Source organism: Coprococcus sp. AM11-30B (genome assembly GCF_027674365.1).
GTDB lineage: Bacteria > Bacillota > Clostridia > Lachnospirales > Lachnospiraceae > Allocoprococcus > Allocoprococcus comes.
Genome location: NZ_JAQDVB010000009.1, coordinates 1 through 20,593, shown reverse-complemented (window position 1 = coordinate 20,593; position 20,593 = coordinate 1). Strand labels below are relative to the sequence as shown.

Annotated in this window: 20 protein-coding genes; 14 read left to right on the top strand and 6 right to left on the bottom strand. The window is 39.2% G+C overall.

The window, feature by feature from the left end; translation table 11 throughout:
• The first annotated feature begins 247 nt into the window (after positions 1 to 247).
• The 8 genes from thiM to PGU50_RS07345 all read left to right on the top strand — a co-directional run bounded on the left by thiM (position 248) and on the right by PGU50_RS07345 (position 10,497).
• On the top strand, positions 248 to 1,069 hold the full coding sequence (gene thiM / locus PGU50_RS07380; protein WP_118217481.1) for a hydroxyethylthiazole kinase: 822 nt from the start codon (positions 248 to 250) through the stop codon (positions 1,067 to 1,069).
• Complete coding sequence (thiE, locus tag PGU50_RS07375) at positions 1,056 to 1,694, top strand: thiamine phosphate synthase (protein WP_117556911.1); 639 nt, start codon at positions 1,056 to 1,058, stop codon at positions 1,692 to 1,694. Before thiM ends, thiE begins: the two co-directional genes overlap by 14 nt.
• Entirely contained in the window at positions 1,691 to 2,716 is a 1,026-nt protein-coding gene (locus PGU50_RS07370; RefSeq protein ID WP_270246556.1) for a threonine aldolase family protein, read from the top strand. The genes thiE and PGU50_RS07370 overlap by 4 nt, the downstream gene beginning before the upstream one ends.
• 275 nt (positions 2,717 to 2,991) lie before the next feature.
• On the top strand, positions 2,992 to 3,492 hold the full coding sequence (locus PGU50_RS07365) for a MarR family winged helix-turn-helix transcriptional regulator (RefSeq protein ID WP_117556915.1): 501 nt from the start codon (positions 2,992 to 2,994) through the stop codon (positions 3,490 to 3,492).
• A gap of 32 nt (positions 3,493 to 3,524) precedes the next feature.
• Positions 3,525 to 5,918 (top strand): ABC transporter ATP-binding protein, encoded by a 2,394-nt coding sequence (locus PGU50_RS07360; RefSeq protein ID WP_270246555.1) that lies wholly within the window; start codon positions 3,525 to 3,527, stop codon positions 5,916 to 5,918.
• A gap of 1 nt (position 5,919) precedes the next feature.
• Entirely contained in the window at positions 5,920 to 7,767 is a 1,848-nt protein-coding gene (locus PGU50_RS07355; RefSeq protein WP_270246554.1) for an ABC transporter ATP-binding protein, read from the top strand.
• Between the two features lie 648 nt (positions 7,768 to 8,415).
• Positions 8,416 to 8,886: a hypothetical protein gene (locus tag PGU50_RS07350; protein ID WP_055246762.1), complete on the top strand. Its 471-nt coding sequence runs from the start codon at positions 8,416 to 8,418 to the stop codon at positions 8,884 to 8,886.
• A gap of 78 nt (positions 8,887 to 8,964) precedes the next feature.
• Entirely contained in the window at positions 8,965 to 10,497 is a 1,533-nt protein-coding gene (locus PGU50_RS07345) for an AAA family ATPase (protein ID WP_270203576.1), read from the top strand.
• 74 nt (positions 10,498 to 10,571) lie between these two features.
• Here the strand turns inward: PGU50_RS07345 and PGU50_RS07340 are convergent, their stop codons facing one another.
• The 5 genes from PGU50_RS07340 to PGU50_RS07320 all read right to left on the bottom strand — a co-directional run bounded on the left by PGU50_RS07340 (position 10,572) and on the right by PGU50_RS07320 (position 14,568).
• Positions 10,572 to 11,249, bottom strand: coding sequence for a hypothetical protein (locus tag PGU50_RS07340; RefSeq protein ID WP_008374417.1), 678 nt, complete (start codon positions 11,247 to 11,249; stop codon positions 10,572 to 10,574).
• Between the two features lie 4 nt (positions 11,250 to 11,253).
• Positions 11,254 to 12,030, bottom strand: coding sequence for a carbohydrate ABC transporter permease (locus PGU50_RS07335; protein ID WP_022220100.1), 777 nt, complete (start codon positions 12,028 to 12,030; stop codon positions 11,254 to 11,256).
• A complete protein-coding gene (locus PGU50_RS07330) occupies positions 12,023 to 12,880 on the bottom strand; it encodes a carbohydrate ABC transporter permease (RefSeq protein ID WP_008374422.1) in 858 nt (285 codons plus the stop codon). Before PGU50_RS07330 ends, PGU50_RS07335 begins: the two co-directional genes overlap by 8 nt.
• 26 nt (positions 12,881 to 12,906) lie before the next feature.
• Positions 12,907 to 14,172, bottom strand: a complete 1,266-nt coding sequence (locus tag PGU50_RS07325; RefSeq protein WP_117824126.1) for an extracellular solute-binding protein — start codon at positions 14,170 to 14,172, stop codon at positions 12,907 to 12,909.
• Between the two features lie 75 nt (positions 14,173 to 14,247).
• A complete protein-coding gene (locus PGU50_RS07320; RefSeq protein WP_147344788.1) occupies positions 14,248 to 14,568 on the bottom strand; it encodes a hypothetical protein in 321 nt (106 codons plus the stop codon).
• Positions 14,569 to 14,861: 293 nt separating this feature from the next.
• Between PGU50_RS07320 and PGU50_RS07315 the strand changes: the two genes are divergently transcribed.
• From PGU50_RS07315 to PGU50_RS07290, 6 genes are all read left to right on the top strand, one after another.
• Complete coding sequence (locus PGU50_RS07315) at positions 14,862 to 15,584, top strand: HAD family hydrolase (protein ID WP_117824125.1); 723 nt, start codon at positions 14,862 to 14,864, stop codon at positions 15,582 to 15,584.
• Complete coding sequence (locus tag PGU50_RS07310; protein ID WP_147344787.1) at positions 15,577 to 16,824, top strand: hypothetical protein; 1,248 nt, start codon at positions 15,577 to 15,579, stop codon at positions 16,822 to 16,824. The genes PGU50_RS07315 and PGU50_RS07310 overlap by 8 nt, the downstream gene beginning before the upstream one ends.
• A gap of 47 nt (positions 16,825 to 16,871) precedes the next feature.
• The gene (locus tag PGU50_RS07305; protein ID WP_117824123.1) at positions 16,872 to 17,507 is read left to right on the top strand and encodes a DUF5052 family protein; all 636 of its coding nucleotides are present in this window, start codon (positions 16,872 to 16,874) and stop codon (positions 17,505 to 17,507) included.
• A 171-nt stretch (positions 17,508 to 17,678) separates the two neighbouring features.
• Positions 17,679 to 18,344 (top strand): DUF1847 domain-containing protein, encoded by a 666-nt coding sequence (locus PGU50_RS07300; protein WP_117824122.1) that lies wholly within the window; start codon positions 17,679 to 17,681, stop codon positions 18,342 to 18,344.
• The gene (locus PGU50_RS07295) at positions 18,344 to 19,066 is read left to right on the top strand and encodes an HAD family hydrolase (RefSeq protein WP_008374436.1); all 723 of its coding nucleotides are present in this window, start codon (positions 18,344 to 18,346) and stop codon (positions 19,064 to 19,066) included. Before PGU50_RS07300 ends, PGU50_RS07295 begins: the two co-directional genes overlap by 1 nt.
• A 119-nt stretch (positions 19,067 to 19,185) precedes the next feature.
• Positions 19,186 to 20,226, top strand: coding sequence for a D-alanine--D-alanine ligase family protein (locus tag PGU50_RS07290; RefSeq protein WP_270246551.1), 1,041 nt, complete (start codon positions 19,186 to 19,188; stop codon positions 20,224 to 20,226).
• A gap of 150 nt (positions 20,227 to 20,376) precedes the next feature.
• Here the strand turns inward: PGU50_RS07290 and PGU50_RS07285 are convergent.
• Positions 20,377 to 20,593, bottom strand: a 217-nt coding sequence (locus PGU50_RS07285) for a hypothetical protein (protein ID WP_270246549.1), incomplete at its 5' end; no start/stop codon positions are given.

Sequence of the window (20,593 nt, the reverse complement as noted above, 5' to 3'; positions counted from 1 at the left end):
CGGGGCGGATGTGAAAAAGCATCTGCCCCGGTTGTTATCTGGAGAAGTCTTTTATAGATCTGCCGGATACAGTAACACGAGAATGGAAATGACATATGTTTCAGGTAAATGCAGATTGCATTTCAGAAAATCAAGAGTATAATAAGAAATAGTGAAAAGAAGAAAGGCAGACATATATCTGTCTTTTTATAATTATAGAGACAATTTTAAAGATATAAGAAATAATATGATTTACCGGAGGAAAAGAATGCTTGGAAACTATCTGGATGAAGTACGAAAAAAAGCACCACTGATACACAATATCACCAATTATGTGACGATCAATGATGTGGCAAATATGGTTCTTGCCTGCGGTGCAAGTCCGATTATGTCAGATGAGCCGACTGATATTGAAGAAATCACATCCATCTGTCAGGGGCTGAATATCAATATGGGAATGTTAAATCCGCGCAAGATTGAAAGTATGCAAAAAGCCGGGAAAAAATCCAACGAACTGCATCATAAAGTGTTGTTGGATCCGGTCGGAGCTGGCTCAAGTACCTTCCGGACAGAGGCGGCACTGAATCTGATACGTGATATTCAGTTTGATGTGATCCGAGGAAATATTTCTGAGATCAAGACCTTAGCAGCAGGACATGGTACAACGAGTGGTGTGGATGCAGACGAGGCAGATACACTGACGGAGCAGAATCTGGAGAAAATGATTCCGTTTATAAAGGATTTTTCCAGAAGGACAGGTTCCGTGATTGCTGTGACTGGAGGAATAGACCTTGTAAGTGATGCAAAGAGGTGCTTTGTGATCCGGAACGGTCGTCCGGAGATGGGACGGATCACCGGAACCGGGTGTCAGCTTTCCGGGATGATGACGGCATTCCTTGCGGCGAATCCGGAGAACAATCTGGAAGCAGCGGCAGCAGCGGTCTGTGCCATGGGGCTTGCCGGTGAGACTGGCTGGAAATATATGCAGCCGGGAGATGGAAACGCAACCTACCGTAATCGGATCATTGATGCGATTTATAATATGGAAGGAAAAGAATTGGAAGAAGGTGCAAAATATGAGATTAGATAAGAAAGATATGGTTCTGTATGCGGTAACAGACCGTCACTGGCTGAATGGAGAAAGCCTGTACAGCCAGGTGGAAAAAGCGCTGAAAGGTGGGGCTACATTTATCCAGCTCAGGGAAAAAAATCTGGGTGAGGAAGAGTTTCTGGCAGAAGCAAAAGAGATTGCCAGACTCTGTAAATCCTACCATGTACCATTTGTGATCAATGACAATGTAGAGATTGCAAAGAAGGTAGATGCCGATGGTGTGCATGTGGGGCAGAGCGATATGGAAGCTCTTGATGTGCGGAAAACACTGGGTGAGGATAAGATCATCGGTGTTACGGCAAAGACGGTGGAGCAGGCGCTAAAGGCGCAGGCACATGGAGCCGATTATCTGGGAGTCGGTGCAGTCTTTGGCACGACATCAAAGGCAGATGCAACAAAGCTGGATCATAAGGTTTTAAAGGAAATCTGCGAGACGGTGGACATTCCGGTTGTGGCAATTGGGGGAATCACGGAAGAGAATGTGACAGAGCTTGCCGGAAACGGAATCTGCGGAGTTGCCGTGATCAGTGCAGTTTTCGGACAGCCGGATATTGAGCAGGCTACAAAAGAATTAAAAGAGAAAGTAGAGGGTATGTTGAAATGATTTTGTTTACTAGCGATTACACAGAAGGGGCACATCCGAGAATTATCGAGAAGCTTGCCGAGACCAATATGGAGCAGACAGTAGGATATGGGGAAGATCCTTACTGTGAAGAATCGAGAGAAGCAATTAAGAAGGTGTGTGAAGCACCGGAGGCAGATGTTCATTTTCTGGTGGGAGGAACCCAGACGAATTTTACAGTAATTTCTTCTATTCTGCGTCCATTTCAGGGAGTGATCTGTGCAGATAGCGGACATATCAATGTCCATGAGACAGGAGCTGTAGAAGCGACCGGACACAAAGTTCTGGCACTTCCTTCAAAGGAAGGGAAAATCACAGGACAGCAGATCAAGGAATATTACGACCTGCACTGGAGTGATGAGTCTCGTGAACATATTGTACAGCCAAAGATGGTTTATATTTCACATCCGACAGAGGTAGGAACATTGTATACAAAAGCAGAGCTTGAAGATATTTCTTCTATTTGTAAGGAATGTGGACTTTATCTTTTCCTGGATGGGGCAAGAATGGGTTATGGGCTGATGGCACCGGGAACCGATGTGACACTTCCGGATATTGTAAAGTGTTGTGATGTATTCTATATTGGAGGAACAAAGGTCGGTGCATTGTTCGGAGAAGCTGTGGTAATCACAAATCCATGTCTAAAGCAAGATTTTCGTTACTGCATTAAACAGAAAGGTGGAATGCTTGCAAAAGGAAGACTGCTTGGCGTTCAGTTCCTGGAGCTTTTTAAAGATGGTCTTTATTTTGAAATCTCCAAACATGCGATTGATATGGCAATGCTTTTGAAAGACGGACTGAAGGAAAAAGGATATGAATTCTTCATGGACAGCAATACCAACCAGCAGTTCATTATTGTGGAAGATGCCAAATTGCAGGAAATCCGTCAAAAATATGGCGTAACTTATCAGGAAAGGTACGATGAGACCCATAGTGTGATCCGATTATGCACTTCCTGGGCGACAAAAGAGGAAAATGTGAAGGCATTCCTGCAAGATATGTAATTTGTGAAAAATTGAATAAAGCTTTACAGGTAAGGCAGATATGGTAAATGATAAGGACTTTTTTGCACAGAAAATAGCAGAAGAGTCCTTTTTTGATTTTCGTGGTGTTTTAATATGAGAAAATAATAATTAGGCATTTAATTATTTGTTTGTGAAAAATATTATAAAAATATAAATTATTGAGAATAAATGTTGACTTATATGTGTGATACGCATAAAATAACGATTAGACTTCTAATGAATAGACATCTAATTAAATTGCGGGAGGTGAAAGGGTGAAGTCGGATAAATTTGAGTGTGGGGATTTTACCAGGGAGAATATGCCGGTACAACTTCTTCTTGCACAGGTCGGACATATGTATAAATGGTATGTGACGAACCAGATGAAGGATACAGAGCTGAAAGCCGGACAGGCAGGAATTCTTGCAATATTGCAGATGGTAGGACCGATGTCACAGAGAGAGCTTGCAGATCATATTCATATTACGCCGCCATCGGTGAATGTAGCAGTTCAGAAACTGGAAAAGCTCGGATATATTAGAAAAGAGCAGGACGAAAAAGACCAGCGGATGACAAGGATCCATCTGACAGAACGTGGAGAGAAGATTCTTGGCAACATGCATGAGATTCTCCGAAGCACGGAAGATACACTCCTGAAGAATATGAGCACAGAAGAGAAAATACTGTGCAGAAGACTGCTTTTACAGATGAGTGACAATCTTTTCCAGGAAAAAGAATTCCGTGATATGCCATGTAAAAACCCATTTGAGGAATAAAAATAGTTACTAAGAAAGGAAATAATTGCTATATGAGAAAGTTATTCAAACATTTGAAGCCTTATGCAGCAACTATAGTAGCGATTGTTGTTATCCTGATCGTTCAGGCGTACTGCGATCTGTCATTGCCTTCTTATACTTCAGACATTGTCAATGTCGGAATCCAGCAAGGAGGAATTGATGAGAAGATTCCGGATGCAATCGCAGAGGAAGAGATGAATAAGCTGTTGCTTTTTGTGGCAGAAGAAGACCAGCAGACAGTGCTGGATGCATATGAGAAAAAGGAATCCGATTCGGATTATAAGTATGATGGAGCAATTTATGTTCTGAAGGATTCCGTGAAAAAAGATGAAGAAAAGTCAGGAAAGGTATTTGACATCCTTGGAAAGCCGATGCTTCTGACTTATGGATTTGAATCTGGAAGTGATACAACAAAGAAGATGGAAGAATCCATGAAAGAGAATATGATTTCTTCTATAAAGGAACAGGCTGAGAAACAGGCAGAGAGTATGCAGTCCCAGATGACAGATGAGCAGAAAGCAGCACTTGCGGCAAATCCGGAGCTTGCCAAGAAACAGCAGGATGAAATGCAGAAAAACATTGATGAACAGGTGAAAAAGATCGAAAATGCAGATATTTTTGAGATCCTGAACATGATACCGGATGAACAGAGAGCAGACGTTATTGATAAAATATCAGAAAAAATGGACGATATGCCGGATACTATGCTGGAACAGTCAGCAACTTCATATATTAAAGAAACCTACAGTGTTCTGGGCGTGAATACAGATAAGATCCAGAACAGATATATTTTAACAACTGGCGGTAAGATGCTTGCACTTGCATTTCTTGGAATGCTCGCAAGTGTTACCGTAGGACTTCTTGCTTCCAGAGTGGCAGCAAGTACGGGACGTGATCTGAGAGGAAAGGTATTTAAAAAAGTTGTTGGATTTTCCAATGCAGAATTTGACCATTTTTCAACCGCATCCCTGATCACAAGAAGTACCAATGATATCCAGCAGATCCAGATGCTTGCAGTTATGCTTCTGAGAATGGTTATGTATGCACCGATCATGGCAATCGGAGGAGTTTTCAAGGTTCTTCATACGAATGTCAGCATGTCATGGATCATCGTACTTGGGGTAATCCTGATCGTGATGGTTGTTGCTGTATTATTTATTGTAGCAATACCAAAATTCAAGATTCTGCAGAACCTGGTTGACAGACTGAACCTTGTTACTCGTGAGATCCTTACCGGACTTCCGGTTATCCGTGCATTCAGTACGGAAAAGCATGAAGAAGAACGATTTGATAAAGCGAACAGAGATCTGACAAGAACCAACTTATTTGTAAACCGTGCCATGACATTTATGATGCCGATGATGATGCTGATCATGAACGGAATTACCATACTGATTGTATGGAGCGGCGCACATGGTGTCAGTGACGGGCAGATGCAGGTTGGTGATATGATGGCATTTATCCAGTATACAATGCAGATCATCATGTCCTTCCTTATGATCTGCATGGTTTCCATTATGCTTCCAAGAGCAGCCGTTGCAGCAGAACGTGTGGATGAGATCCTGACAAGCAGGACAGCGATCGAAGATCCGAAAACACCGGAAAAACTGGAAGAATCCAGAAAAGGCGAAGTAAAATTTGACCACGTATCCTTCCGTTATCCTGGAGCAGAAGAGGACGTACTTCATGATATCAGCTTTACAGCAAAACCGGGACAGACAACGGCGATCATCGGAAGTACCGGTAGTGGTAAATCTACGATGATCAACCTGATTCCAAGATTCTACGATGTAACAGAAGGTACGATCACATTGGATGGAAAAGATATCCGCACCATTTCCCAGCATGATCTGCGGGATGAGCTTGGATACGTTCCACAGAAAGGTGTACTTTTCTCAGGAACAATTGAGTCCAATATTCTGTACGGCAATCCGGATGGTTCCGAAGCTGAGATGAAGAAAGCAGCGGAAATTGCACAGGCAACCGAATTTATCGAAGAAAAACATAAGAAATATAACAGCCCGATCGCGCAAGGAGGATCCAATGTATCCGGAGGTCAGAAGCAGCGTCTGTCCATTGCACGTGCGATCGCAAAAAATCCGAAGGTTTATATTTTTGACGACAGTTTTTCAGCACTGGATTATAAGACGGACGTGGCACTTCGTGCGGCGCTGAAAGAAAATACACAGGACAGTACAGTGATCATCGTAGCACAGAGAATCAGTACGATCTTGCATGCAGAGCAGATTATTGTCCTGGATGATGGAGAAGTTGCAGGAATCGGAACGCATAAAGAACTTCTGAAATCCTGTGAGGCTTATTATCAGATTGCTTCATCCCAGCTTTCAGAAACAGAGCTGGCAAGAGACTTGAATGATGAGACTGACGGAAAGGAGGAAGCATAGTATGAGTAATCAGCCAAGAAGAAGAGGACCTATGGGCGGTGGACATGGAAGAATGGGAACCGGCGAGAAGGCAAAAGACTTCAAAGGTACCATGAAGAAACTTTTTACTTACCTTAGTGAATATAAAATCGGTATTTTCTTTGTTATGATATTTGCAATCGGAAGTACGGTTTTCAATATTATTGGACCAAAGGTTCTCGGAAAAGCGACGACCGAAATTTTCAAAGGTCTGGTCGGAAAAGTATCCGGAGGCAGCGGAATTGATTTTACAAAGATTGGTAAAATCCTGTTAACTTTATTGTGTCTGTACGTGATCAGCGCATGTTTCTCCTTTATCCAGGGATATATCATGACAGGCGTATCACAGAAGCTGACCTATCGCATGCGAAAAGAAATTTCTGAAAAGATCAACCGTATGCCGATGAATTATTTTGATACGACTACACACGGTGAGGTACTTTCCAGAGTAACCAATGACGTAGATACTCTGAGCCAGAGCCTGAACCAGAGTGCAACCCAGATGATCACATCCGTGACAACAATCATCGGTGTACTGATCATGATGCTCAGTATCAGTCCGCTGATGACCGTGATCGCACTTCTGATCCTGCCGGTATCTATGGTACTGATTTCTGTAATCGTAAAACACTCACAGAAATACTTCAAAAGCCAGCAGGAATATCTGGGACATATCAATGGTCAGGTAGAAGAAGTATATGGCGGACATAATATTGTCAAAGCATTCAATAAAGAAGAAGATGTGATCCGAGAATTTGATGAGACTAATGATATCCTGTTCCGTTCTGCATGGAAATCACAGTTCCTTTCCGGAATGATGATGCCAATCATGCAGTTTGTCGGAAACCTTGGATATGTAGGAGTTTCTATCTTAGGTGGTTACCTTGCAATCAAACAGACCATCGAAGTTGGAGATATCCAGTCCTTCATCCAGTATGTAAGATCCTTTACACAGCCGATCCAGCAGGTTGCCCAGGTAGCAAATATGCTTCAGTCCACAGCCGCTGCATCCGAACGAGTATTTGAATTCCTCGATGAAAAAGAAGAAGATCAGTTCGCCGAAAATCCAGTATCCGTAGAAGGATTACAGGGAAATGTAGAATTTGAACACGTACACTTCGGCTACAATCCGGAGCATATCATCATCAATGATTTCTCTGCAAAAGTAAAAGAAGGTCAGAAGATCGCCATCGTAGGACCGACCGGAGCCGGAAAGACAACCATGATCAAACTGCTGATGCGTTTCTATGATGTCAACAGCGGGGCAATCAAGATCGATGGACACAACATCAAAGACTTCAACCGGAGCGAACTCAGACAGATGTTTGGAATGGTACTTCAGGATACCTGGCTGTTCAGCGGAAGCATCGAAGATAACATCAAATACGGCAAACTCGATGCCACTCACGAAGAAGTCGTAGCAGCAGCCAAAGCTGCCCACGTACATCGTTTCGTCCAGACTCTTCCAAGCGGATACAACATGATTCTCAACGAAGAAGCCAGCAACGTATCCCAGGGTCAGAAACAGCTCCTCACGATCGCCAGAGCCATCCTGGCTGATCCAAAGATTCTGATCCTAGACGAAGCCACCAGCTCCGTAGACACCAGAACCGAAGTCCAGATCCAGAAAGCCATGGATAACCTCATGAAAGGCAGAACCAGCTTCGTAATCGCCCACCGACTTTCAACCATCAGAGATGCAGATCTTATACTGGTAATGAAAGACGGCGATATTATCGAACAGGGGAACCATGAAGAACTACTTGAGAAGAATGGGTTTTATGCGGAATTGTATAATTCGCAGTTTGAAAACGTTACAAGCTGTGCATAAAAATGGAAAGATGCCAAAAATCATGCGAGCATGATTTTTGGCATCTTTTTATTTTTATATAGAGCGCCAGCTCTCATTCGGTTGATGCGACAGCATTAGCCGAATGCAGCACAGCGTATGTGTCGGGGCAAAAGAGTAGAGTGCATCATTCCACAAACTAATCAATCTCCAGCGGAACAGGAGCTTCAGCTCCGCTTCCCGCGCCTTGTCTTGCGTTCCCTAAATTTAATTCAATTATTTTCCAACATCTCTAGCAACGCCGAATTTGTTGATTTATTTATGATTTCTGTAATTTTCAATCAACCAGATTAAACGAATTTGTTGATCTGTTTTTAATTTCTGAAATTCTAAATCAACTATATCTGCATATTTCGTTGATTAGCTTTGAATTTTACAGTATCTAAGTCAATAAAATATTCTTATTCTGTTGACTTGTTTTTGAGTTTTATAGTATCTAGATCAATAATAGTTCCTTATTTCGTTGATTCATTTTCGGCTTTTAAGTTTTGCAATCATTTTTTTCAGTATAACACATGTAAAAATGTGTATCAATGAAGCAAAAAATAAATATGAAAAACTGTAAAAAATATTGCCATCAATAAAAATCATATATATGATATTTATAAAGAACAAAGGAGGTTTAAAATAATGCCTATGAAAAAAAGATTATCCAGTTCCATTGGTACTATTATTGTTCTCTGTGCGATAATCATAATATCGTTGCAGAAATATCAGCCGGACAAAGAAGTAATTACTACTTTCATATATGAATGGCTAAATGACGATTCCAGGGCAGAGACAGAATACAAAAAAATTCTGGAAACCGGAAGTGATAATCAATCCTTATCTCAGCCTTTGCAAAAATACTTCATAACAGAAGCGGCATTCCAATCTTTCTTAAAGACATTTTATTATTTACCAGTAAAAATTCTGCAACAATACGATTCCTACAATTTAATAGACATTAACATAACAAAAGAATCTAATAGTTACTTTGTAAAAGTAGACTTAGAATTGATAAAAGAAGAAAAATCAAAGAATCATTCCATCACAATAAAAATTCAAATGGATCATAAAAAGTTTACCTATTTTACCATCACAGAAGGAAAAGAAATTTAACACAAATAAGCGGTTGAAAGATAAGAAACAAATAGGATATAATAACCCATAGATATTCAGGAAGGGAGGAAATCTTTCATGCAAAAAGTAATCAGTATCGGAAAACAGAATTTTGTATCTCTTCGGGAGAATGATTGTTTTTATATTGATAAAACAGATCTGATCTGTAAGTGGTGGGAATCAAAAGATGAAATTACTTTGATCACCAGACCGCGTAGATTTGGAAAAACATTGAATATGAGTATGCTGAATTGTTTCTTTTCCAATCAATTTACAGGACGGGAAGACCTTTTTAAAGGATTGGCAGTCTGGAAAAAGGAAAAGTATCGTAAAATGCAAGGAACCTATCCGGTAATTTTTCTGAGTTTTGCCGCAATTAAAGGCAGTAATTATGAAGATGCCAGAGATGGGATTATCATGGCGATCAATGAAGCCTATTCAGAACATAGGTATCTGCTTGAAAGTAATGAACTTACGGATGGTGAGAGGAAATGCTTTGAAGAGTTAGATTATTATGCAAAAAATCCAGGAATCAAAAAACAGGTGGCAAATGATACAATCTGTAATGCGGTAAAAAATCTGGCAAATTGCCTGAGCCGGTATTATAAAAAGAAAGTTATTATTTTGCTGGATGAATATGATACCCCGATGCAGGAAGCTTATCTCTATGGATATTGGAAAGAATTTACAGCATTTATCAGAAGTTTATTTAATGCAACGTTTAAGACAAATCCATATTTGGAAAGAGCAATGATGACAGGGATTACACGCGTGTCGAAAGAATCTGTATTTTCAGATTTAAATAATCTTAACGTTGTAACAACGACATCAACGGAGTATGAAACCTGTTTCGGATTTTCGGAAGAAGAAGTATTTCAGGCGTTAGAAGAGCGTGGGATGAACAATCAGAAAAAGCTTGTAAAGTCCTGGTATGATGGTTTTGTATTTGGAAATACGCATGATATCTATAATCCTTGGTCAATTACTAATTTTTTAGATAAAAAACAGGTCCGTCCTTATTGGGCAGATACCAGTTCAAATAGTATGATTGATGAACTGATTCGAAAAGCTTCCACAGACATCAAAGAAAAGATGGAAGAATTGCTGCAGGGAAAAGAAATCGTAGTTAATTTTGATGAACAAATCGTATTTGAGCAGCTTGACAATTATAATCAGTTCATGAAGGCATTATTAAGTGATGATATAGATGCTATGAACTATTATATGAATCAGATTATAATGACAACATTCAGTTATTTTGATGTAGGACAAAATGAACCGGAACGATTTTATCATGGATTTGTTCTGGGACTCATTGCGGATCAGACTGATATCTATGAGATTCGGTCGAACAGAGAAAGTGGTTTTGGACGTTATGACGTGATGATGATTCCTAAAATAAAAGAAACAAAAAAGTATCCGGCGATTATTATGGAATTTAAAGTGAGAAATATAAAAAGAGAAGAATCGTTGGAAGACACTGTGCAGACGGCACTGACACAGATTAAAGAAAAATGTTATGATGCAGAACTATATGACAGAGGTCTAAAAAAAGAAGAGATTCATCATTATGGTTTTGCATTTGAAGGAAAAAAAGTATTGATAGGATAAAAAGAAGAAAGTCAAACTGCTATTGCGATTTAAAACTTTTTCATATAGCAGTTTGACTTTATCCGTTTTATAGATTAATGTAAATAAAATCCCAGATCCAATATACATTCCGGAGGCAGATATTCTCGCGGAATATTCACAAGTGCAGTAATTTTCCATAAGATACCAAATCCAATCAGAATGAGTAGCATTCCTCTGACACATTTTCTATAATCTCCGGCAGGAAACTTATACAAATCTTTAATTCCAAAAGCAAAGATAAAAATTAAAATCAGGACGGTTATTCCAAACAAAAAGAAAAAAGATTTTTGCTTTTCTAAAATACGTCTGTTTTCACCAGACTGTTTTTTATGTTCCCCTTCCTGATCGATGGTGACTTCATCTCCATCTTTTAATGGATATGTAGACCATTTTATGATCTGCAAAAGTTGTCCTTTTTCATCTTTTTCTTCCGGAAGAAGAATACTATCTGCGGTTATGGAAAGAGGATCGACAGCCTTTGAAAAGGCGAGAAATTTTGTTCCGAATACTCCTTCTTGCTCTGCCAGATAAAAAATCATATTTGTATCGGTATTATAGCAACTTTTGGGAATACGGATGGTAGAATTAAGCTTTTCTTCTTCTGTCTGACTGATCGTTGCAATCTCTACAGGTATCTGCATCCATTTTTCTATACGGATGGATAAAATCGTACAGATCATTAAAGAAATCAGGATCATACATCCGGCATTCCAGGTTTTCTTTTTCATCATTTTATCAACTCCATAAAATATCTTTTAGTCCATCCGTCAATTCTGTATTGTAATATAAAAAGAAAAATGTCACTGGAAGTAAACATAGTAGACCACAGACGGATTGAATTCCAACAGCATTTTGATTGAGTGATGCGAGAAAAACAGAAAGGGGATAGTCGGTTTCTTTTTCGAGAAAAAGGATAGGCTGTTCAACCATATTCCAGCTTTCTGTAAATACTAATATAAATAATGTGATAACGGCAGGTTTTGAATTTGGAACTATAATGTAGCGAATCATTTGTAGCTGATTTACGCCATCCATTCTTGCGGCATCAAGTGTAGAATCTGGGATTGCCTGGAAAACGAAAGTAAGCCATACAGTTCCAAAAGGTGAAAATATTGCAGGGATTATCAAAGCTTTCCAACTGTTTAAAAGTTTTAGTTTTTCTAATAAAATATAATTCGGCAGCAGTGTTACCTGAATCGGTAAAATCATAAATAGCGCAAATAGTATAAACCAGAATTTTTTCAGAGGAAAAGAATATTTTGCAAATGCTGTTCCTGACATACAGGAAAAAAGGGTTTGTCCTGCCGCAATCATCAGACACATGGCAAGGCTTCTCCAAAATTTTATCAGATAATCAGGTTTTGCCAGAAAAACTTTATAATAATTCATCAGAGAAAATCCGGTATCTGAATGAAAAACTGAAAATACAATCAGATAGATAATTGGAAATAAAAAAATAAAGGCTATGATCGAAAAAACAAAGAGCCGGGTGTACTGTTTGTACTTATGCATCGGCAGTCCTCCTCTTTAGAAAATAGTATATCATATAGATAAGACCACTTAGAAAAAGAATAAATACGGTAATAATAGTTGCACTGGCGGAAACCTTTTGGTAATTCAGATTTTGTAAATTATTATTCATAAAATGTTGTAAAAAATAAATACTGTTGTCTGGATGAGTTCCGCCAAGTAAAAAGGCTTCTCTGTAGCATTTAAACGCATTCATTATGGAGAGTATTAATGTAAAAAGGATAACCGGAAACAATATAGGACAGGTAATATAATAAAAGCTCTGCCATTTTCCGGCTCCGTGAAGACTGGCATATTCATAATATTCTTTCGGAATCATCTGAAGTCTGGAAGAATAAATGAAAATATAATATCCAACAAATTTCCAGAAATATAAAATACAGATGATCCAAAAAGCGCTTGATGTATGAAGCCAGTCTTTTTCAGGAAGATAAAAAAAGTTTAGTATCAGATTCAAAAAACCATTATTTTTGAAAAAAAACTGGATGACTAAAACTATAGATGCGATTGGCATGATGATTGGATAAAGAAAAGAGAGTCGGAAAATTTTCTGACCTTTCGTAATCTGTTGTAAAATTACAGAAATACAGAGAGCTGTCCCTAAAGTAACTGGTATTGTAACAAGCATATATTTACAAGTGTTTTTTACTGCCAGTAAAAACATTGTATTTTTAAATAGTTCTTTATAATTATCAAGACCTACAAATTCGCGTTTTCCGATACCAAAAGAAACAGAATACCACAAAACAATCAAAAATGGGATCAGATAAAAGAAAAGAAATCCTGATATTGCAGGGAAAGCCAGTAAGAATCCCTTCTTCTTTTTTTTCATTGCATCACGCTCGCTTTCACTTAAAACTATTCTGTCACCTGTGTATGATAATCATTCCATGCTTTGTCTGCTAAAGCCGAAAGCTTATCTTGCCATATCTTTTTAAAATCAGTTTGCGGACCATATAATAAACTACTATTTTCTATAATCTCTTCATAAATAAAATGTTCAACTTCTGTCGGAAAATATGCTCCTTCTAAGGACTGAAATGCTTTTATAGCTAAATCCTGTTTTGACTGATCTAAGAAGGACAGTTTTGTACGGATGGCAGATACTTGTACCGGATAATCTGTTCCAAGGACACCATTTGCGCTTAGTGACATTCCATTAGTACTAGTTGATTCCTGAATTACGTTATTTAAAAAATACATTAAGAAGTGATAAGCTTCTTCTTTATAATCAGATGCCATACTTACAGCACCAAAGCAACGAATGGCAGCCATTTTTTTTCCCTGAATATCAGGGATTATGTCTATTTGCGTTGTGTGTTCGTTTATGTCATACAAAGATGAGATTAAAATATGCGAAGAGCTAGTATCAGTATTATTTGTCTTTTCATTTTCTAAATAATCTTGTTTAAATAATAAGTATTCTAATGCGAAATTACTCCACTTTTCCTTATCAAAGAAAATCTGACCGGAATTGTAATCCGCAGCAGGTTGAAACCAGTTACCACTGATATTATCTAATTCGAATAGTGTATTTTTCAGAGCGTGGTCAGAAGAACTTTTTATATTTGAAATCCAATCTTCTAAGGTATCATTTTCCTGTGTATAATCAAGTACAGTATCGGAGATTAACATATTATAGTGGCAGGAAAGAGGAAGAATATATTGTCTTTCCTGATATTGACCGGGGAGAAGAAAAGACGGATTATAGTTTTCCTTTTGCCAATAAGAATCTTTTTTCATATATTTATCCAATGAGGCGAATACACCACTTTGCATTGCCTTATAAGGATTTTCAAAAAGAGGTTCGTTCATCTGCGCAGCTCCATCGGTGGAACAGTTAACAAGATATAAGTCAGGACCTTTTCCAGACATGATCTGTGTACGGAGTTTCTGAATTTCTGCAGATCTTTTATCAGGATCAGGAGATAATATTTTAATTTCAAATTCCAGAGAGTTATTTTTGGATGTGGCATATTTTACAGCATCAAGAACCTGCTCCTTAAAAGCAGGTTCTATAACAATAGAGAGTGTTTTGGAGACATCTTTATTTAGTTTTGTACATCCGGATAATCCAATTGAAAGGATGAGGAGTGGAAGAAGAGCAAGCCGTTTAGGTTTCATAGTATCACGCCTTCGTTGTATTCGAATAAAAATATGTGTATAAATATATTTGTTATTCCAGAGAGTATTTATATATTAGTTATAACCATGGCAACTTACAAAACGTGTTTGTGTTGAAGTTGTTGGAGGGTATGCGAGTCCGCATCTAGTACACTTAACTACAGTTGTAACGGTCCGCTGTTCCATTTTATCTGTACCATATGTATAGCCGTGAGAACAAGCTTTTTGATAAGGAGTCCATGTTCCATAAGTTCTACTTGGTAACATATTTCCAGAACAACCTGGACAAATTGTACCTCTAGCTCCTGATGCAGCACTTACAGGTGTAACATAAAGACTTAAGAGTATTATCAATGAACATATTATTGTACTAATTTTTTTTGCTTTAATGGTCATAAAGTATTCTCCTTTCTACTACAATATATTTAGTTAGTAAAATTTAAAATTGAACATTGGTATGATCCCTCCTTAAAAATTACAAAGTATAACTGATTGAATTTAAATGATGTATATGTCTTGATATCTGAATTTTAACACAAAAATAAAACGATGTCAAAAAATATAAAGGATTTTTTTGAAAACGAAGTAGTTCGTATGATTTTGTTGATTTTCGAAGAATACCAGAGGACGCTTGCATTTCAAAAAAATACAAGTTATCCTTAAGAAGATGTACAAAGGAGGAAAAGAAGATGCAGATTCAGCACATTTTATTTGATCTTGATGGAACGCTGCTTCCAATGAACCAGGAAGAATTTGTTACTTTTTATATGCCACTTTGGGCGAAAAAATATTTATCGGAAGGAATTCAGTTTGATCCCAAAGCATTCATTGCTTCCATATGGAAGGGCTATGAAGCAATGGTTAAAAATGATGGCAGCTGTACAAATAGAGAAGCATTTTGGAAATACATGGATGAATTACTCCCGACAGACCAGGAAAATTCTGAGAAAATTGCTTTGGATTTTTATGGAAATGAATTTAACCAGGCAATTGTAGTTACAAAACCGAATCAACTGACTGATAAGATCGTGAAAAAAGCAAAAGAAAAAGGAATTCATACCTATCTTGCAACGAATCCGGTCTTTCCACGCATAGCGACGATGAATCGGACCAGATGGGCAGGACTGGATGCGGCTGACTTTGAGCTTATAACAACTTATGAAGACAACTGCTATTGTAAACCGAATATAGATTATTATCGTACGATACTTGAGAAATTCGACTTGACACCAGAAACGTGTCTAATGGTAGGAAATGACGTGGAAGAGGATTTAGCAATTAGAGAACTTGGTGTGAAGACATTTCTTTTGACGGATACGATGGAAAATAAAAAAGATCTTCCGATCGAAAGTGATTATCAGGGAACGATGGAAGAATTACTCTGTTTCATTGAAAGGCTGGAAAATGCTTAAAAAATGGCAGAGAGGGAATAAAATGCAGCTTGCAACAGCAATGAATCTAAGAAAAGCAATGGATGAGGAAACCAAAAGAGAGCGGTTCGCTTCCTGGTACAGCACACTGCCCGGAATCCCGGCACATGAAAAAGAGATCATAGAAAGGTCTTTAAAATATAACGTGTGGAAAGAACTCATAAAACTCTTTGTCGTTTATATGATCCTTTCACTGGTATGGTTTTTCGGAGCCGGTCAGTATGATCCGTTTGAAAGTGTAACAGGATATTCTCTCATAGGAAAAAAGAGCGTAATTGGAGTTGTGCAGGAGGATGGCGAGTCATTGCGCTTGAAAAATCCGAATAAAGGTGAGCATGTAAGTTACACACTTGCAGAACTTGGAATGGATCCGATCAAATATTCTTATGGCAGTCGGTTTCAGACATACTGGGAAAAAGAAAAGAATGGGGAATATCAGTTACTTGCGGTATTGCCGGAAAAGCAGGTATCGAAAATAGAAGGTCTTTATTATGGCGTAATGGGAGTCGGATATTTTGCAATTCTTATTGGCGGGATTTGTGCGTTTTTTATCCGGAGAAAACGATATACAGGATGGTTTTTATCGTTCTATTACAGGCTGGAAAAGTTTTACTCAGAATATGGTGTATGGCAGAAATACAGTGTTGAAAGAGGTTATGACACGGTCGATGCGATTATTGCTTACGGAAATGAAAATCCGATATATTTTGTAAACGAATTTTCGAATATCCATCTCACAAAAGAGGAAGTAAAGAAAAAGAAATCAAAGCTTGCCATGGTCTGGCTAACATCAATAGCGGTTATGGCTGGGATTATACTTGTTATTTCACTGTATGTGAATATTACGTCAGCGATCGAGTGCAGGCAAAATGAGGCAAGGACAGCAGCAGTTTTAGAAAAGCTGCAGAATGCGATCGATGAAAAAACGACAGGTCTTGGTGACAAATCGGAATATTACAATTATGCGGACATGATCGACCGGGCAAGGGATACATTCCCGGAAGAAGATATCTACTACAAGCTTCAGACAACGGAGGATTATGTCACGATAATTGTCACAACAAAAAAGAAACAAAATGTTTGCTTTGACCGGTATGTGCCGGTTCAGGGATCAATTGGTGATGAGGATACAGAGTATAAGCTTGAGATTGCCATGGTATCGGATGCGATGCAGCCGGACGACATTTTACATAATTATACAGGGATACTTAAGATAAAGTAAGGTAATGGCAAAAAGATGATTCTGCGAAAGGACAAAGGAGAAAATTTATGAAAAAGAAAAGATTTGCAATGGCAGTAGTATGCGCAGTCATGACTATAGCGCTTGCGGGATGCAGTATGCTCAGCTCCAAATTGAACGATATTACAGGAAAATTAGTGGGGAATTCGTACACGATCACGACCTATGATAATTACGGGAATCGTGTAATGACAACCACAGGAGACAAGATCAATGTGCAGGGAAATGCAGTGGAAACTTCAAGCTATGATTCAGACGGTAATGTTATCACGGGATATGAGCTTTCCTCTGTCATTACGATTACAATCGATGGAAAGGAAATCGAGAGTTGTGGTGATACCTGTATTTTTGCGCAGGACGCGTTGAAAGCGGATGTGGATTTTACGCAGGAGGATATTGAAAGCAATGCAAGCGGTAAGATTACAGACAATACTGCGATCGCAGGTGTCCTGAATAAGTATAAAAATATGTTTGGAAAAGCCAGAGTTGTTGTTATCAAATCCCAACTGGGACAGCCGATCGTAGCGTATAGTGGAGAAGATGTGTACTGGGAAATCCCGGATGATCTGCCAAAGTTTACGAAGTTGATGATCGATGGGAAAGCGCTGTACATACACCGGGCGAATTTCCAGATCATTGATAAGAGTTTGTTGGAATCCAACTGATAAATTTACTGTGGTGAAATTTCACGGCTGATATAATCAAAGCATGGGTGCTATCATAACGGTGGTGGTTAGTCTTTCTTCAGAGGGACTGGTAAAGCAGAAGTATTTTAACTTGCATTTCCCCAAAATACCAGTTATCCTTATCAGTATATCAGGAGGAGGCACAAAAACATGGAAGAAACAAAAAAGTTATCATGTATAGACTGTAATGTTAAGAAATGCAATGCAAAGCAGAATATAGAGAACAACAAACCATATCCGGGATTTTGCGTGTCACATAATATGGACTTGAAAGACCGGCAGAGGGCGTTTGATACCTATCTGGGAGATGAAAAAGATCTGAAGATCATGCGTGCAAGTGCCGAGATCGAGCACGATTTTTACTGCCAGGCAACCCGTGTGGAGGAGACGATCCGCTGGGCAAAAAAACTGGGTGCCAAGAAGATCGGAATTGCAAGCTGTGTGGGACTCTTAAAGGAAAGCCACCTGCTGGCAGGACTTTTGAGAGAATACGGCTTTGAAGTGTACGGTGTGGGCTGTAAGATCGGAGAAGTTCCAAAGACCGAGGTCGGCATTCCGGAACGGTGCGAGGAGGTCGGAGTTCATATGTGTAACCCAATCCTGCAGGCGCAGATGCTGAACAAAGAGAAGACGGACATCAATATCGTGATGGGACTTTGCGTGGGACATGACAGCCTCTTTTACAAATATGCCGAGGCGCCGAGTACAACGCTGGTTGTAAAGGATCGGGTGCTTGGAAATAATCCGGTGGCTGCTTTGTATACGCTGGACTCTTATTACAAAAAGTTACATCATCTGAATCTGGAGGAAGAATAATGCACATTCGACATATTTTATTTGATCTTGACGGAACGCTGCTTCCGATGAACCAGGACGAATTTGTTACCTTTTATATGCCGCTTCTGGCAAAAAAATATATATCCGAGGGGATTTCCTTTGATCCGAAAGCATTTATCGCATCCGTGTGGAAGGGCTATGGAGCGATGGTGAATAATGACGGAAGCTGTACCAACCGGGAAGCATTCTGGCAGTATATGGACGAACTGCTTCCGACGGATTCGGAGAATTCCGAACGGATTGCCCTTGATTTCTATGCAAATGAATTTAACCAGGCAATTGCGGTGACGCAGCCAAACAGTCTGTCGGACAAGGTTGTGAAAAAGGCAAAGGAAAAAGGAATCTGCACCTACCTTGCAACCAATCCGGTATTTCCAAAGGTGGCAACGATGAACCGGATCAAATGGGCGGGACTGGATGCAGAGGATTTTGAGCTGATCACAACTTATGAGGATAATTGTTACTGCAAGCCAAATGTGGACTATTACCGAACAATTCTTGAACAGTTTCATCTTAGACCGGAAGAGTGTTTGATGGTAGGAAATGACGTGGAAGAGGATCTTGCAATTCGGAAACTCGGCGTAAAGACATTCCTTGTTACAGATACGAAGGAAAATAAAAAGGATCTTCCAATCGAAAGCGATTACCAGGGATCGATGGAAGAGCTGTTTGCATTTGTGGAAAGCCTGGAAAATGCTTAAAAATTTATTGAAATTCCAAACTTTTATTGTAAATGCATGGCGGACGTGGTAAATTATTCTAAGTAGTATCCGGAGAGAACCGGAGAAGAGTATATGATAAGAAACAGAGGGAAACTGATATGAAGAAAAAGTTACTTGTTGTTTGTGGCGGACAGTCCAGTGAGCATTCAATTTCACGAATTTCCTGTAATTCAGTGATGAAGCATCTGGATAAAGATAAATATGAGATTACACTTGTCGGCATTGCAAAAGATGGGAAATGGTACATCTTAAAGCAGGAAGATAATGACCTGTCAAAAGATACCTGGCTTGACGGAGCAGAAGTGGTAGAAGGTGTATTCAATCTTCTGAGAAGTCAGGATGTTGCATTCCCGGTACTTCACGGACTTTACGGAGAAGATGGAACTATCCAGGGATTATTTGAACTGGCACAGCTTCCGTATGTAGGATGCCGTGTATTTGCATCCAGTGCATGTATGGATAAGATTTTTGCAAAGAAAGTATTTGAAAGTGCAGGAATTCCGCAGGTTAAATCCGTATATGTGAAAAAACGAAATGACGGAAGACTGGTCGTTGTCGAAAAAGACATGGAAGAAACAGAAGAAGTAGAAGCTTCGATTATGAAAGAACTTGGTATGCCATGCTTTATCAAAGCAAGCCGTTCCGGATCCAGTGTGGGCTGTTATCGTTGTGATAAAGTTGAAGATTTACTTCCGAAGCTGGAAGAGGCAGCAAAGTATGACACTCATGTTGTAGTAGAAGAGTGCGTGGATTGTATCGAACTTGAGACTGCTGTTCTTGGAAATGATGACATTATCGTATCCAGAGTCGGACAGATCATGCCACACGGTGAATTCTATACCTTTGAATCCAAATATGAAGATGCAGAGAGCAAGACATGTATCCCTGCAAAAGTAGATGAAGAGATTCAGGAAAAGATCCGTAAGTATGCTGTTCGTGCCTTTAAGGCAATTGACGGACACGGACTGAGCCGTGTAGATTTTTTCCTGGATAAGAAGACCAATAACATTTATCTGAATGAGATCAATACTCTTCCGGGATTTACAAGTATTTCCATGTATCCACAGCTGATGGAAGATTACGGATATAGTTATTCTGAACTGCTGGATAAACTGATTGAGATTGCTGATGAAAATTAATTACAGATAATAGAAGAATGTTTTGCTGCCGCCGTAATTGGCGGCAGTTTTTTATTTCATAGGAGATTCCGAAGGAACTTCCTATGAAACAAAAGGCACTGTGTGCCGGAGATGCGCACTCGCACGAAGATGAAGAATGTCGCAAGCGGTCTACGCTCCGCTTCGGTCGTTGCTTAACGAGCGCCACTGGCGCTCAGCAACGCGCTCGGCGCGAGAACGTGCCTCGGCGCATTCTTTCTTAGTGTGCAGAAACATAAAAAGACTGTAAATATAAAAAAATACTTGAAAAAAACTGAAAATAATATATAATGATGCCGGGGTCAAAACATAGCGTTTTCTATATGCTAACCCCTGCTTGAACCTTGAA